The following is a 15,174-nucleotide window of genomic DNA, read 5'->3' as shown; positions in this document are numbered from 1 at the left end:
GCCTCCTTTTCGACGGTTTTCCCCAGTGTACCACGGGCGGGGGAAAAAGGCAACGGATTGCAAATCCGGAGAAAAGCTGTTATGATGGGGAAAAATGCGCGCCGCGCGGGAAATGAGGTTCCCATGGAGATCAGACCTTCCAAAGAGCAGGACCTGCCCAGGATGCTGGAAATTTACGAATACGCCCGCCGCTTCATGGCGGACCACGGCAACCCCAACCAGTGGGGCGCCACCCACTGGCCGCCGGAGCAGCTGCTCCGCAGGGACATCGCTGGGGGGAACAGCTATGTGTGCCTCCACGGGGGCCGGGTGGTGGGCACCTTCTTCTTCACGGCGGGGGAGGACATCGAGCCCACCTACCGCCATATTGAGGACGGCGCCTGGCTGGACGGCAGCGCCTACGGCGTGGTCCACCGCCTGGCGGGGGACGGCTCCGTGAAGGGCATCGGGGAATTCTGCATTTCCTGGGCGCTGGAGCAGTGCGGCCACCTGCGGATCGACACCCACGGGGACAACAGGGTGATGCAGAACCTGCTGGGGAAGCTGGGCTTCACCCACTGCGGGACCATCCACGTGGAGGAGGATGACGACCCCCGGCTGGCCTATGAAAAGATCTAACCAAAGCGGCCCGGCAATTGCCGGGCCGCTTTTTCACAGGTACCGGGCAAAATCGTCCATGTCCCGCTGCAGGTCCTCCAGAAACCGGTTGACGTGCCAGCCGTCGGTGGTGGCGTGGTGGCAGGTGAGGGACAGGGGCATGAGGAGCCGGCCGTCCCGCTCCTCGAACTTCCCGGCCTCCACGCTGGGGAAGTAGTAGGGCTTGTTCTCGTAGCTGTGGACGGCGAAGTGCTGAAACGGCACCCAGGGCAGGCAGGAGACGGTGTAGGCGTTGGGGGGCGGGGGCGTCTGGGGCTGGGCGAGGACGCCGTGCTGGGCACCGAATCGCCGCTGGTTTTCCAGATACTGCCGGTAAAAGGCGGGGAAGTCCTCCTGATACTCCGTCCACATGAGGGAGATGGTGCGGTCATCCGGGTGCATGGCGGCGTACAGGGGCGTCAGGGTGTCGAAGTACCCCAGCTGCCCGTCCTGCACGGCGCACTTGAACTCCACCTGCCGGTTCAGATTTTTCGTCACCAGCCACACGTAGGCGGGGAAGAACTTCACGCCGTGCGCTTTCACCGTTCTGTGCAGTCCGGTCACGTCCAGGGAGACGGTGAGGGAGTAGCCGGTGGGGGCCATATGGGAGAAATAATAAAACATCTGGCCCCGGGGCCATTGGGCAAGGTCGATGGGTGTGAACATGGGGGATGCCTCCTTTCTGCTTCCAGCATACCGGAAGGCGGGGAAAAAGGCCACCTGCGCTCCGGAGACTCTACGCTCCGCAGAGCCGCCCCTTGTAATCGGGGCCGGGATTCTGTACAATGGGGGAAACGACAATCGCGGGAGGCGGGAGTATGCTGACAATCCTGATGGGCCGGGCCGGGACGGGAAAATCCGCCCGGGTGCTGGAGACAATCAAAACCCTGGGAGACGGAAGCCGGCAGATTCTGCTGGTGCCGGAGCACGCGTCCCACGCGGCGGAGATGGACCTGTGCGCCGTCTGCGGCGACACGGCCAGCCGCCACGCGGAGGTGCTGAGCTTCTCCCGGCTGGCCACCCGGGTGCTGAGCCGGGCCGGCGGGCTGTCCGACGTGACGCTGGACAGCGGCGGCAAGCTGCTGACGCTGCAGAAGGCCCTGTGCGAGACGGCACCGGAGCTGAAGCTGTACCGCCGCCCCTCCCGGAAGGCCGCCTTCCTGGAGGAGATGCTGGCCCTGTTTGACGAGCTGCGCAGCTACGAGGTGACGCCGGAGGAGCTGGCGGGGAAGGCGGACCAGGTCACCGGGGCCACCCGGGAGAAGATTCAGGACCTGAGCCTGCTGTACGCCGCCTACGAAGCCCGGCTCCACCGCCCCGGCCTGGACGCCCGGGACCGGATGAGCAAGCTGTGCGACCGGCTGGAGGAGTCCGGCTACATCGACGGCAAGGACCTGTTCCTGGACGGATTCACCTACTTCAACGGCCAGGAGCAGCGGGCGCTGGCGGTGTTTCTGCGGCGGGCGAAGTCCGTCACCGTGACGCTGCTGGGGGAGGCGAAGGGTGTCCGCAGCGAGCTGTTCGAGGCCTCCTACCGCACCCGGGACGCCCTGACGCGGCTGGCGGCGGAGGCGGGCTGCCCCTGTGAGATCGTGTATCTCACCGCCCCGGAGGACGATGCGCCCCTGCACCATCTGGAGCGCTGCTTTTTCGGGGAGAACCGGCCCTGGGAGGGGGAGACGGACGCCGTCCGGCTGCGCTACTCCGCCGACGCCTTTGCCGAGGTGGAGCAGACGGCGGCGGACATCCGGCGTCTGGCGGCCTCCGGCCAATACCGCTACCGGGACATTACCGTCTCCGCCCGGAACATGGGGGACTACGAGCCCATCATCGAGAGCGTGTTTGAGCGGTACGGCATCCCGGTGTACATGAGCCGCCGCAGCGACATCCTCCTGACTCCCGCTATTGCCCTCATCACCGGGGTGCTGGCGGCGGTTACCGGCGGGTATGAGTATGAGGACATGTTCCGGTACCTGAAAACCGGCCTGGCGGGCCTGACGCCGGAGGAGTGCGACCGGCTGGAAAACTACGCCCTGACCTGGGACATCCACGGCTCCATGTGGCTGAAGGAGACGGACTGGACCGCCGATCCCGACGGCTACGGCGCCTTCCGGGATGAGCGGCAGCAGGAGCGCCTGGCGGAGATCAACAGTCTGCGCCGGCGGGTGCGGGAGCCGCTGCTGGCCCTCTCGGAGGGGCTGAAGGCGGCGGACACCGCCGACGGAAAGGTGGACGCCCTGTACGGCTTTCTGGAGCAGGTGGGGCTGCAGCAGTCCCTGGAGGAGCAGATGGAGCGCCTGGCGCAGGCGGGGCAGCTGCAGCGGGCGGAGGAGACGGCCCAGCTGTGGGACATCCTCTGCGGTGTGCTGGACCAGTTTGTGGAGATTCTCCGGGGAGAGCAGATGGACACCGACGAGTTTGTCCGGCTGCTGCGGCAGGTGCTGACCCAGTACAGCGTGGGCACCATCCCGGTGGCGCTGGACCAGGTGAACGTCAGCGAGATCACCCGGAATGACCGCCACAACGTGAAGGTGCTGTTCCTGCTGGGGGCCAATGACCACGTGCTGCCCTCTCCCGGCACCGGCGGCGGCATCCTCAACGACGATGACCGGGACCAGCTGGTGGCCTCCGGCATCCGCCTGGCCCCCCGGGGCATGGAGCAGCTGAGCATCGAGCTGCAGAACCTGTACGCGGCGCTGTGCCAGCCCACGGAGCGGCTGTGGGTCAGCTGCCCGGTGTCCGACGTGACGGGGGCGGAGCTGCGGCCCGCCTTTGTCATGGACCGCATTCAGGGCCTGTTTCCCGGGCTGCGGCCGGAGCGGGAGACGGGCTGCCGCGCTGAGCGGCTGGCGGCCCCCATTCCGGCGCTGGAGGCGGCGTGGGACCACCCCGGCGGAGCGGTGTGGCAGTATTTCGCCGCGCGGCAGCCCTACGCCGGGCGGCTGCAGGCCATGGAGCGGGCGGCCCGGCTGGGCCGGGGACGGCTGTCCCCGGCGGCGGTGCGGCGGCTGTACGGCGACCGGTTCAGCATGTCCGCCTCCCGGGTGGAGCGGCTGAACTCCTGCCACTTCGCCTACTTCATGGAGTACGGCCTGCGGGCGAAGGAGCGGGCCAGGGCGGACTTTGACGCCCCCCAGATCGGTACCTTCCTCCACTTCCTGCTGGAGAACGTCACCCGGGACGCCATGGCCCGGGGAGGCTTTGCCCGGGTGACGGACAGGGAGCTGGAGGAGCTGACGGAGCGGTACATCGCCCAATACGAGGAACAGGAGTTCCAGAACTTCCGGGAGCGCAGCCCCCGGTTCCGCTACCTCTTCCGCCGCCTGCGGAACACCGCCGTGGAGGTGGTGCGGGAGACGGCGGAGGAGCTGCGCCACTCCGACTTTGTGCCCCTGGAGTTTGAGCTGGGCTTCGGCGACAGGGGAAAGCTGCCGGCGGTGACCATCTCCGAGCCCGGCGGGGAGCTGCGGATCAACGGAAAGGTGGACCGGGTGGACGGCTGGCTGAAGGGCGGGCGGCTCTACCTGCGGGTGGTGGACTACAAGACCGGCCGCAAGAGCTTCGACCTGGCGGAGGTCCGCATGGGTCTGGACCTGCAGATGCTGCTGTACCTCTTCACCCTGCGGGACGAGGGGAAGCCCTACTTCGGCCACGATGTGGAGCCGGCGGGGGTGCTGTACTTCCCCGCCCGGGACGAGGTGCTGACAGCGGAGCGGAACGTGACGCCGGAAAGATTGGCGGCCATGCGGGAGAAGACCCTCCGCCGCAGCGGACTGCTGCTGGAGGACCCGGAGGTGCTGCGGGCCATGGAGCACGAGGCGCTGACGGAGCCTCACTACCTGCCGCTGCGGGTGGGAAAGGACGGCAGCGTCAGCGGCGGCGTTGCCTCGGCGGCCCGGCTGGGAAAGCTGGGCAATTACGTGGAGCGGCTGCTCCACCAGATCGCCCGGGAGGTGCGGGACGGCAACATCGACGCCGATCCCTGCTGCCACAGCGAGGAGGACGTCCAGTGCCGCTGGTGCAAGTGGGCCTCCGCCTGCCACTTTGAGGACGGGCGGGGCGGCGACCACCTGCACTACATCACGCCGGTAAAGGCGGAGGAATTCTGGGCGGAGCTGGATGAGGAAGGAGGAGACAACCATGGCTGAGCTGCGTTTGACCGCCGAGCAGCAGGCGGTGGTGGAGAACCGGGGCGGGAGCCTGCTGGTGTCCGCCGCCGCCGGCTCCGGCAAGACCAAGGTGCTGGTGGAGCGGCTGTTCCGCTATGTGACGGAGGAAGGCTGCAGCGTGGATGACTTCCTCATCATCACCTACACCCGGGCCGCGGCGGCGGAGCTGCGGAGCAAGATCGCCGCGGAGCTGAGCCGCCGGGTGGCGGCCAACCCGGCGGACGGCCACCTGCGCCGGCAGCTGCTGCGGGTCTACCAGGCGGACATCCGCACGGTGGACGCCTTCTGCACGGCGCTGCTTCGGGAGAACACCCATCTTCTGTCCCGGGAGGAGGACCGCCACAGCCTGTCCCCGGACTTCCGGGTGCTGGACGAGAACGAGGCGAAGCTGCTGCGGGAGCGGGTGCTGGGCCGGGTGCTGGAGGAGTTCTACGACGCCATGGACGGCGATGACAAGGCCCTGGCGGACGAGCTGGGCTTCGGCCGGGATGACCGGGCATTGGAGGCGCTGGTGCTGGAGGTCTACGAAAAGCTCCAGAGCCACGCCTACCCGGAGCGGTGGCTGGCGTCGGAGCAGGACCGCTGGGCCGCCTTCCGGGCGGGGAACGGCGATTTTGACGATACCCCCTACGCTGCCGCGCTGCTGGCGGGGGTAAGCCGCCGCGGCCGCCACTGGGCGGGTCTGCTGCGGCAGGCGGCGGGGGAGATGGTGGGCTGTGCCCCCATGGAAAAGGGCTACGCCGGCCGCTTCCTGGCGGTGGCCGACACCCTGGACGCCCTGGCGGACACCGCCGCCCAGGGTGGCTGGGAGAGAAGCCGCCAGGCGGCGTCGGCCCTGGTGTTCCCCCGGCTGGGGGCGGTGAAGGACGCCGACGGCGGCGACCTGAAGGTCCGGGCCAGGCAGCTGTGGGACGGCTGCAAAACCGCGGCAGGAAAGTGGAACGGATTGCTGTCCGTCAGCGGGCAGGAGGCCATGGCGGACCTGTCCGCCTCCGCCCCCGCCATGACGGCGCTGCTGCGGCTGACGGAGCGGTTCTCCCGGGCCTACCGGACGGAGAAGCTGCGGCAGAACGCGGCGGATTTCTCCGACCAGGAGCACCTGGCCCTGTCCATCCTGACGGATGAGGCGGGAGGGCCCACGGAGCTGGGGCGGCAGGTGGCCGCCCGGTACCGGGAGGTGCTGGTGGACGAGTACCAGGACACCAACGAGGTGCAGAACGCCATCTTTCAGGCGGTGTCCCGGGAGGGGCAAAACCTCTTTACTGTGGGCGACGTGAAGCAGAGCATCTACCGCTTCCGGCTGGCGGATCCCACCATCTTTCTGGACAAGTACGGCCGCTATCCCCTGTACACCCGGGCGGAGGAGGGGGGCCCCCGGAAAATCCTGCTGTCCAGAAACTTCCGCTCCCGGCGGGAGGTGCTGGACGCCGCCAACTTCCTGTTTTCCAACATCCTCTCCAAAGAAATGGGGGAGATGGACTACGGCGAGGACGAGGCCCTTCACTTCGGCGCGGAGTACTATCCGCCCCGGCAGGACTGCGCCGTGGAGTTTCACCTGATCCGCGCCCGCCAGCGGCGGAACGGGGAGGAGCCGCCGGTGAAGCGGCTGACGGCGGAGGCCCGGTTCACAGCCCGGCGCATCCGGCAGCTGCTGGACGAGGGCTTCCCGGTGACGGAGGGGGACGGCACCCTGCGCCGGTGCCGGCCGGAGGATATCGTCATCCTCATGCGCTCTCCCGGCAGCCGCACGGAGGCCTACGCCCAGGCCCTGGCGGAGGAGGGCATTCCCTGTGCCCAGCAGAAGACGGGGGATTTCTTCGCCTCCATGGAGGTGGCCACCATGCTGTCCCTGCTGGAGATCATCGACAACCCCCGGCAGGACGTGCCCCTGATTTCCGTGCTGCGCTCGCCGGTGTTCGGCTTCGTGCCGGACCGTCTGGCGGAGATCCGCTCTGCCGCCGACGGGGACTTTTACGACGCGGTGGCCGCTGACGGCGGGGAGGACTGCCGGGAGTTCCTGGCGGTGCTGGAGGAGCTGCGGCTGCTGAGCCGGGACGTCACCGTCCACCGGCTGCTGTGGCACATCTACAACCGGCTGAACGTGCTGGGCGTCTTCGGCGCCATGGACGGCGGAGCGCAGCGGCGGGAGAACCTCATCGCCCTGACGGAGCAGGCGGAGCGGATGGAGGCCGGCGGCTACTGCGGCGTGTTCGCCTTTGTGAACCAGCTGCGGCGGCTCCTGGAGACGGACCGTGCCCCCCAGACCCGCACCGGCGACCAGGGGGGCGGCGTGCGCATCATGAGCATCCACCGGTCCAAGGGCCTGGAGTTTCCCATCGTCCTTCTGACGGACCTGGAGCACGCCTTCTCCCGCCAGGACTTCACCACCCCGGTGCTGGTGCATCCGGCGCTGGGGGTGGGTCCCACCTGCGTGGACCTGAACCGGCGGATCAAGTACCCCACCATGGCCCGCCAGTGCCTGGAGGAGGCGCTGACCCGGGAGAACAAGGCGGAGGAGCAGCGGATTCTGTACGTGGCCATGACCCGGCCCAAGGAGAAGCTGATTCTGGTGGACGCTGCCTACCACACGGAGACGAAGCTGAAGCGGCTGATTCCCCTGGCGGCCTGCCCGGCCATGCCGGAGTCGGTGGGGGCGGGGAAGTGCTTTGCCGACTGGATTTTGCTGCCGCTGCTGTGCCGCCCGGAGGCCGCGCCCCTGCGGCAGCTGGCGGAGATGGAGGTGTCCGCCCTGGACACCGGGGACACCCTGCCCTGGCAGGTGGCGGTCCATGACGCGGAGGACTTCCGCCAACCCGGCACGGGGCGGCGGTCTCCGGCGGCGGAACGGGAGGCGGAGACCGCCTTCGACCCGTCGCTGCTGGAATTCGTCTACCCCTGGCAGCGGGAGACGTCGCTGCCCGCCAAGCTCACCGCCACGGAGCTGAAGGGCCGGGAGCTGGACCGGGAGGCGGCGGAGCAGACGGAAATCCATCCGGCCCTGCGGCCGTTGACCCGTCCTCGCTTCCGCCAGGAGCGGGCGGGCCTGACCCCCGCCGAGCGGGGCACCGCCGTCCACCTGGCGCTGCAGTATCTGGACTTCTCCGGCCCGGACCCGGCGGAGCAGGTGGAGGCTCTGCGCCGGCGCCGGCTGCTGAGCGACGAACAGGCTGAAGCCGTGAATGTGAAGGCACTGCGGCAATTGCTGGCCTCCCCTCTGGCACAGGAGCTGCGGCAGGCGAAGGAGATCTGGCGGGAGTATCCCTTCACGGTGCTGCTGGACGCGTCGGAGGTGGACCCGGAGGCCGCGGCGGGAGACAAGGTGCTGCTGCAGGGCGTGGTGGACTGCTGCTTCGCCGCGGCGGAGGGGCTGACGGTGGTGGACTTCAAGACGGACCGGGTGTCCGGCGACGAGGTGCGCCCCCGGGCGGAGCGGTACCGCCCCCAGATCGAGGCCTACAGCCGCGCGTTGGAGCGGGTGCTGGAGCGGCCCGTCACCCGCCGGGTGCTGTACTTCCTGTACCCCGGGGAGACGGTGGAGCTGTGACCGGCGGCAAAGAATATGAAAAACCGTCCCGCTGCCTTGGCAGCGGGACGGTTTTTCGTGTTCAGGGGTTGAGACGGGTCTGGTGGAAGAAGGCGGAAAGCTGCTCCGGCGGCATGGGCTTGGCGTAATAGAAGCCCTGAATCATGTCGGCCCCCAGGTCCTGCAGCCGCAGGGCCTGCACCTCCGTTTCCACGCCCTCCGCCACCAGGCGCTTGCCCATGTCGTGGAACAGGGACATCAGCGTCCGGATCATCAGCTCCGCCTGCCGGTCCTCCGGAACCCGGTATATCAGGCTGCGGTCCAGCTTGATGAAGGTAAAGGGGAAGTTCAGCACACTGGTCAGGTTGGAGTAGCCGGTGCCGAAATCGTCCATGTAAATCTCCAGCCCCAGGGCCAGCAGGGAGTCCAGCTGGCGGCGGGCATACTGGGCGTCCTGCAGCAGAAACCGCTCCGTGATCTCGATTTTCAGCTGGTCCGGCGTCAGCCGGTATTCCTCCAGCTTCCGGGCGATTTGCTCCGTGAGCCGGGGGTCCAGCAGCTGCTGCATGGACAGGTTCAGCGACACGCTTTTCAGCCCCGGCACCCGCCCGCTGCTCAGCAGGCGGCACACGTCCTCCAGCACAATCCACGTCAGCTCGGAGATCAGCCCCGTCTCCTCCGCCAGAGGGATGAACACCTCCGGGGAGATGGGGCGGCCGCTGTCATCCCACAGCCGCAGCAGCGCCTCAGCGGAGCAGAACTCGCTGTGGTGGCAGCAGTAGATGGGCTGATACCACACCTGGAACCGCTGCTCCCGGACGGAGCGGCGGAGAATGCCGATCAGGTCCTTCCGCTCCTGCATCCGGCGGCGGGCGTCCTCGTTGAACCGCAGCATCGTGCCCCGCTCCCGGGCCTGGGTGAGAATGAACTCCATCTGCTCCATGACCTCGTTGACGGACTGCTGCTCCGCGCAGCGCAGGTCCGCCAGGGCGGCGGTGAGGCTGCAGCACACCTCTCCCAGCACCCAGGGCTGCTGAAAGCGGTCCCGGATCTCCTGCATCTGCCGGTCCGCCTCCGCCTCGCCGGTCCAGGGCAGCACCAGGGCGAAGGTGACGTTGCTGATGCGGAAGGCGTGGCAGGCGGAGTGGAACCGGTTCAGATACCGGGCCACCTCATAGAGCACGGCATCGCCCAGAGTGTGGCCCAGGCGGAGGTTCACGTCGGAGAAGGACTGGAGGGACACCACCATGATGTGCAGCTCCCGCTTTTCCCGCAGGCGGATGGTCAGTTCGGTCATGAAATTCTCCCGGCTGCGGATGCCGGTGAGGCTGTCCCGGTCGCCGGTGTGGGTCTGGAAGCTGAGAAACAGCAGCAGGCTGGCGCAGGAGCTGAGGGTGCCGTTGAGCAGCACCTCCGGATAGAGCACCTGGAAGAAGGCCACCAGCATCACCAGCGGCGGCAGGCTCCGCATGACGTAAACCATGGAGGTGGAGACGCTGTCCCGGTTGCGGAAGTAGCAGTACACCAGCAGAAGAATCTCCAGCACCGGCAGGGCGTAGCAGATGCGGTTCAGCGGTCCCCGCTGGTAAAGCCCCGTCTCGTCGATCCGGAACAACACCCGGGTAAAGGGATTGGTGAGGATGAGAACCCAGTAGGCCGCCGTCAGCGCGATGAGGGCGACCCGGGCCCGGCGGAGACAGTGGAGATCATAGACGTGCTCCAGCAGCAGAATGAACAGCAGCAGGGCGAACAGGGAGCACATGGCTATGCTCAGCAGGAAGTAGGCGGTGTTCAGCACCAGGTTCAGCCATACCGGGAACCGGCCCGGCTGGGACAGCATCCAGACGCACAGGCCGTTGAGCACAATGGAGGCGCCGGAGCAGATCAGGCAGGCCAGAAACAGCTTCCGCCGGGGCGTGAAGGCCACCTTCCACTCGTAGCAGTAGTATCGGATAAAAATAATGGTGATGATGAACAGGGAAAAAATCTCGGGCATCAGCGACCATCGGATCATACGGCTCACCCCCTGATTCCATGGTGAAGTGGTAAACAGTTACAAAAAACAACTGAAAATGCGCGTTTTGCGGTAGTTTTACATTAGTATATCATAATATTTGGAAAGCACAAGAGGAAATTGACAGATTATGGCGAAAAAACGGAAAAAAGTATTACCTTTTTTCCGCTGACCCGGGACTGTCCGGAAACGGAAACGGGTCCGGCGGGGCGTTTTCGCCGAAAACAGGGCGGGGCAGAAAAAAATCTGAAAAAAGACTTGCAAAAGAAAAAACGGCATGATATACTAAACAACGCCTTGTGGAGAGGTAATAGGGTTCAGAAAGAGGTGAACGAGAGCAATGAAAGAAGGAATCCATCCCAATTATCAGCAGACTACGATTACTTGCGCCTGCGGTAATGTGATTGAGACAGGTTCTACCAAGAAGGATATCAAGGTGGAAGTCTGCTCTAAGTGTCACCCCTTCTTCACTGGTAAGCAGAAGCTGGTGGATACCGGCGGACGCGTTGCCAAGTTCAACAAGAAGTTCGGCCTGGGCAAGTAAGCCTGCCGCTGACACGTCACCCGAAACCCGTATCCGTAAGGATGCGGGTTTTTCTTTGTTTTTCCGGGAAAATGGACTATAATAAAAAATGAGGAATCAGAAAAATGCCCACGGGGCGGAAAAAGGAGACAAAAACCATGGCACTGCATGCTGTTGATCTGAAAGAGCTTTCCCCGGAGGTATTCCGGGTGTTCGGAACCCAGAACGCGCTGCTCACCGCGGGAGAGCGGGCGCGCAGCAACACCATGACCATCGGCTGGTGCGGCCTGGGCCGCATGTGGAACGAGCCGGCCTGCACCGTTTACGTGCGGCCGGAGCGGTATACCTATGCATTCATGGAGGCCCAGGAGTATTTCACCGTGTCCGTGCCTGCGCTGGAGGACCACGACCGCATCCGGGTGTTCGGCACCAGGAGCGGCCGGGACACCGACAAGCTGGCCCAGTCCGGCATGAGCGTTGCGTATACGGAGTCCGGCGTGCCCTACATCGCCGAAAGCCAGTGGGTGCTGGTGTGCCGCAAGCTGTACGCCCAGGACCTGAAGCCGGAGTGCCTGACCGACGATCTGCCCCTGCGGCACTATCAGGGGGAGAACTGGCACAGAATGTACATCGGCCAGGTCGTGGAGGCCTATGCCAGATAAGACGAACGGAGAGGAACCATGCGGGAAACGGAAGAAATTCGGGATAAAGTGGTGCTGGTGGGGCTGAACTCCCCGGTGCTGGACAAAAACGAGCGGGCTGACGAGCAGTCCATGGAGGAACTGGCGGCGCTGGTGGAGACCGCCGGTGCCGAGACGGTGGGCACCGTGCTGCAGAACCGGACCTCCCCGGACCCCCGCACCTTCGTGGGAGAGGGAAAGGTGGCGGAGATTCAGCTGTACTGCGAAAACGTGGGGGCCACCATGGTGATTTTCGACAATGACCTGTCCCCCTCCCAGCAGCGGGTGCTGACGGACATGCTGGGGGTGCAGGTGCTGGACCGCTGCGGACTGATTCTGGACATTTTCGCCCAGCGGGCCCGGACCAAGGAGGGCCGATTGCAGGTGGAGCTGGCCCAGTACAAGTACCTGCTGCCCCGTCTGACGGGCATGTGGACCCACCTGGAGCGGCAGGCCGGCACCAGCGGCAGCGGCCCCATCGGATCCAAAGGCCCCGGCGAGACCCAGCTGGAGACGGACCGCCGCCTGATTCACAAGAAGATCGACAAGCTGCGGGATGACCTGGAGGAGGTGCGCCGGGTGCGGGGCACCCAGCGGGAGCGCCGCCGGAAAAACGAAATTCCGGTGGTGGCCATCGTGGGCTATACCAACGCCGGCAAGTCCACCCTCTTAAACCAGCTCACCGGCGCGGCCATCCCCGCCAACAACCGCCTGTTCGACACCCTGGACACCACCAGCCGCCTGCTGACCGTCAGCGACACGCTGGACGTGGTGATTTCCGACACCGTGGGCTTCATCCGCAAGCTGCCCCACCAGCTGGTGGAGGCCTTCAAGGCCACGCTGGAGGAGCTGGAATACGCGGATCTGCTGCTGCACGTCATCGACGTGTCCAACCCGGACTGGCAGCAGCAATCCGAGGTGGTGGAGCGCCTCATCACGGAGTTGGGGGCGGACCGGCTGCCCCGCATCGACGTGTTCAACAAGTGCGACTGCCTGCCCGCCGGGGAGATTCTGCCCCACGGGGAGGATATTGTGTCCGTCTCCGCCCGCACCGGTGCCGGCATGGCGGAGCTGCTGGAGAAGATTGACCGGCGGCTGGACAAGGGCACCCGCCGGGTGACCCTCCATATCCCCTATGACAAGGGAGGCCTGCTGGACATGCTGTACCGGGAGGCAAAGGTGGAGAACGTGGCCTATTCCGAAACCATTGACGTGACTGCGGTGTGCACCCCCCGGGTTCTGGGGCTGGTGGAGCCGTATATCCATCCGTGAGAAAGGGGGAAAGCCCCGTGGAAACAGTGATTCTGGAGACGCCCCGGCTGCGGCTGCGGCCCTTCACGGCGGAGGACAGCGCCGATGTGTACGCCTACGCCCGGGACCCGGCGGTGGGGCCTCCGGCGGGCTGGCCGCCCCACGAAAGCTACATGGAGAGCTGGTATATCGTCCAGACGGTGTTCTCCCAGCCCCATGTGTTCGCCATGGAGCTGAAGGAGAACCGGAAGGTCATCGGCTCCATCGGCTTCGTGGGGGGACACCCGGCGGGAGAGCACCCGGACTGCCCCGATGACGAGATCGGCTATGCCCTCAGCCGCCCCTTCTGGGGTCGGGGGCTGACGGCGGAGGCCATGGCCGCGGTGGAGCGGTACGGTTTTGAGACGCTGGGGCTGCGCCGCGTCTGGTGCGCCCACTACGCCGGCAACTGGCGGTCCCGCCGGGTGATGGAGAAGCGGGGCTTCCGGTTCCGGTTCGCCCGGCCCACGGATGTGGAACTGATGCACGAGGTCCGGCAGACCTACTTTTATGAACTGACGGAGGAGCGGTGGCGTGAACGAGTATCTGGTGCCCTTTGAAGCGGCGGAAAGCGAATTCACCGAGAAGCGGTCCCGCTTCATTACCCATGTCTGGCGGGTGGAGACGGAGACGGAGGCCCGCGCCCGGGTGGAGGAGATGAGGAAGAAGTATTACGACGCCCGCCACAACTGCTGGTGCTATCTGCTGCGGGAGGGGGGCGTGGTGCGCTACTCCGACGACGGCGAGCCCCAGGGCACCGCGGGCCAGCCCATGCTGGCGGTGTTTCAGCGGGAGCAGGTCACCAACGTGTGCTGCGTGGTGACCCGGTACTTCGGCGGCGTGCTGCTGGGGGCCGGCGGCCTGACCCGGGCCTACACCCGGGGGGCCAAGGACGGCCTGGACGCCGCCGGCATCAGCCGCATGAGCCTGTGGACGCTGTGGGAGGTGCCCTGCACCTACCCGCTGCTGGAGCGGATGAAGCTGGAGATCGAGGGCTGCGGCGGCGTCATCCGGGACACGGAGTACGGCGCGGACATCCTGCTCCGCAGCGCGTTTCCCGCCGGCGGCGCGGAGCGGTTCGCTCCCCGGCTGCGGGAGCTGTCCGCCGGCAGCCTGGAGATGCTCCCGGCGGGGGAGGAGTTCCTGCCCGGCCCCCGGGAGACGGCAAAATAGACAAAAACGGCTCCGCCCGGAACCGGGGGAGCGAGTGTACATCCGACAGAAACGGCCTTTCAGGACATCTGCCGCTCCATGGCCCGGGAGTGGGGCGCGGGGGGCTTCTGCCGGGAAATCATCTTGGAGTAAGGCGGGGAGAATATGCTGAAGCTGATGGAGTTCCTGTTCCACACCCTCCCGCTGCTGCTGGCGTGGCTGTACCTGCTGGCTGCGGTGTTTTGCGCGGCCGCGCTGGCCGGACGGCTCCGGAAGGGGGAACGGCTGCCGGCGGGGCAGTGGGCCTTCCTGATTCTGAACGGGGGATATGTGCTGTTCTTCCTGATCACCAGGCTGTTCTTCCCTGACCTCTGGGAGCGTGTGTTTTCCGGCGCCGGCGTTCTGGCAATCCTGATCTCCTTCGTCTGGTCGCGCTACGAGGACCGGCGGAGCGGCAGAAGATGGTGGAACTGGTGACCGGCGGAAACGGTAAAAAAGCGGAACCGGCGTGACATCCGTCATGCCGGTTCCGGAAAATCAGATCGCGCTGTCAGCGGCCGCCGGGCATCCGGCAGGCCGTCCTTTTTTACGATTTGTACGTTTTGATGATGTTCTCCGCCACTTCCCGCTTGGAAAGCCGCAGATCCATGGCCTGCTTTTCGATGTAGCGGTGAGCGTCGGACTCCGTCATGCTGAGGCACTCAATCAGCAGCCACTTGGCTCGGTTCACCAGGCGGATCTCGTCGATCTTCTCCTCCACGGTGACCTGCTTGGCCTCCACCTGCCGCAGCCGCTCCCGGGTGGCGCACAGCACCCGCAGGGTCTGGGACACCATCTGCAGGCTGGTGGGCTTGGACAGGGTCATGACGCCGTGGCTCACCACCTTGGAGTACACCTCGTCATACAGCTCGCTTTTCACCAGCAGCAGCACGCCGGCGCCGCTGGCGGCGCAGGTGTCTATGGCCAGCCGCATGCCGAAATCGTCCGGCAGCGGCGCGTTGATGATCACAATGTCATAGGCCGTCTCCAGCATGTGGCGCTGGGCCGCTCCCACCGTTTTCACCGTGGTGACGGGCCAGTAGTCCGTCATGGGGAGCAGAGGCATGATGGTGTTGTTGAACTTGTCGGATGCGGAGACCAGCAGCACGCTGTACGTGCGTTCCTGAAAGATCATGGCGCTCCCCTCC

At 66.0% G+C, this 15,174-nt stretch carries 13 protein-coding genes; 10 read left to right on the top strand and 3 right to left on the bottom strand.

All coding sequences use genetic code 11. The annotated features are described in order from the left end of the window. Positions 1-123: 123 nt before the first annotated feature. Positions 124-618: a GNAT family N-acetyltransferase gene (locus SOX55_RS09350; protein WP_325287177.1), complete on the top strand. Its 495-nt coding sequence runs from the start codon at positions 124-126 to the stop codon at positions 616-618. Between the two features lie 33 nt (positions 619-651). Here the strand turns inward: SOX55_RS09350 and SOX55_RS09345 are convergent, their stop codons facing one another. After that, positions 652-1,302 (bottom strand): CatA-like O-acetyltransferase, encoded by a 651-nt coding sequence (locus SOX55_RS09345; RefSeq protein ID WP_325287176.1) that lies wholly within the window; start codon positions 1,300-1,302, stop codon positions 652-654. Positions 1,303-1,454: 152 nt separating this feature from the next. Here SOX55_RS09345 and SOX55_RS09340 point away from each other — a divergent pair, with 152 nt between their 5' ends. Together SOX55_RS09340 and addA are read left to right on the top strand one after the other, a co-directional pair. Next, positions 1,455-4,784: a PD-(D/E)XK nuclease family protein gene (locus tag SOX55_RS09340; protein ID WP_325287175.1), complete on the top strand. Its 3,330-nt coding sequence runs from the start codon at positions 1,455-1,457 to the stop codon at positions 4,782-4,784. Continuing rightward, positions 4,777-8,349, top strand: a complete 3,573-nt coding sequence (addA, locus tag SOX55_RS09335) for a helicase-exonuclease AddAB subunit AddA (RefSeq protein WP_325287174.1) — start codon at positions 4,777-4,779, stop codon at positions 8,347-8,349. The genes SOX55_RS09340 and addA overlap by 8 nt, the downstream gene beginning before the upstream one ends. A gap of 61 nt (positions 8,350-8,410) precedes the next feature. On the opposite strand, the gene SOX55_RS09330 is transcribed toward addA, so the two are convergent. After that, positions 8,411-10,342 (bottom strand): putative bifunctional diguanylate cyclase/phosphodiesterase, encoded by a 1,932-nt coding sequence (locus SOX55_RS09330; RefSeq protein ID WP_325287173.1) that lies wholly within the window; start codon positions 10,340-10,342, stop codon positions 8,411-8,413. A gap of 120 nt (positions 10,343-10,462) precedes the next feature. Here SOX55_RS09330 and SOX55_RS09325 point away from each other — a divergent pair, with 120 nt between their 5' ends. The 7 genes from SOX55_RS09325 (at position 10,463) to SOX55_RS09295 (ending at position 14,464) form a co-directional block, all read left to right on the top strand. Continuing rightward, the gene (locus SOX55_RS09325) at positions 10,463-10,741 is read left to right on the top strand and encodes a hypothetical protein (protein WP_325287203.1); all 279 of its coding nucleotides are present in this window, start codon (positions 10,463-10,465) and stop codon (positions 10,739-10,741) included. Next, on the top strand, positions 10,683-10,886 hold the full coding sequence (gene rpmE, locus SOX55_RS09320; protein WP_325287172.1) for a 50S ribosomal protein L31: 204 nt from the start codon (positions 10,683-10,685) through the stop codon (positions 10,884-10,886). The genes SOX55_RS09325 and rpmE overlap by 59 nt, the downstream gene beginning before the upstream one ends. 137 nt (positions 10,887-11,023) lie before the next feature. Continuing rightward, positions 11,024-11,527, top strand: a complete 504-nt coding sequence (locus SOX55_RS09315; RefSeq protein WP_325287171.1) for a flavin reductase family protein — start codon at positions 11,024-11,026, stop codon at positions 11,525-11,527. Between the two features lie 18 nt (positions 11,528-11,545). Next, positions 11,546-12,817: a GTPase HflX gene (gene hflX, locus SOX55_RS09310; protein WP_325287170.1), complete on the top strand. Its 1,272-nt coding sequence runs from the start codon at positions 11,546-11,548 to the stop codon at positions 12,815-12,817. A 17-nt stretch (positions 12,818-12,834) separates the two neighbouring features. Continuing rightward, the gene (locus SOX55_RS09305; protein ID WP_325287169.1) at positions 12,835-13,395 is read left to right on the top strand and encodes a GNAT family N-acetyltransferase; all 561 of its coding nucleotides are present in this window, start codon (positions 12,835-12,837) and stop codon (positions 13,393-13,395) included. Then, positions 13,370-14,008 (top strand): YigZ family protein, encoded by a 639-nt coding sequence (locus tag SOX55_RS09300; RefSeq protein ID WP_325287168.1) that lies wholly within the window; start codon positions 13,370-13,372, stop codon positions 14,006-14,008. Before SOX55_RS09305 ends, SOX55_RS09300 begins: the two co-directional genes overlap by 26 nt. 144 nt (positions 14,009-14,152) lie before the next feature. After that, positions 14,153-14,464, top strand: coding sequence for a hypothetical protein (locus SOX55_RS09295; RefSeq protein WP_325287167.1), 312 nt, complete (start codon positions 14,153-14,155; stop codon positions 14,462-14,464). A gap of 109 nt (positions 14,465-14,573) precedes the next feature. Here SOX55_RS09295 and SOX55_RS09290 read toward each other — a convergent pair whose 3' ends face one another. Further along, the gene (locus SOX55_RS09290; RefSeq protein ID WP_325287166.1) at positions 14,574-15,161 is read right to left on the bottom strand and encodes an ANTAR domain-containing response regulator; all 588 of its coding nucleotides are present in this window, start codon (positions 15,159-15,161) and stop codon (positions 14,574-14,576) included. Positions 15,162-15,174 lie beyond the last annotated feature (13 nt).

Origin of the sequence: Dysosmobacter sp. (assembly GCF_034093755.1) — a bacterium.
GTDB lineage: Bacteria > Bacillota > Clostridia > Oscillospirales > Oscillospiraceae > Oscillibacter.
This window is presented reverse-complemented; position numbering and strand designations above follow the sequence as displayed.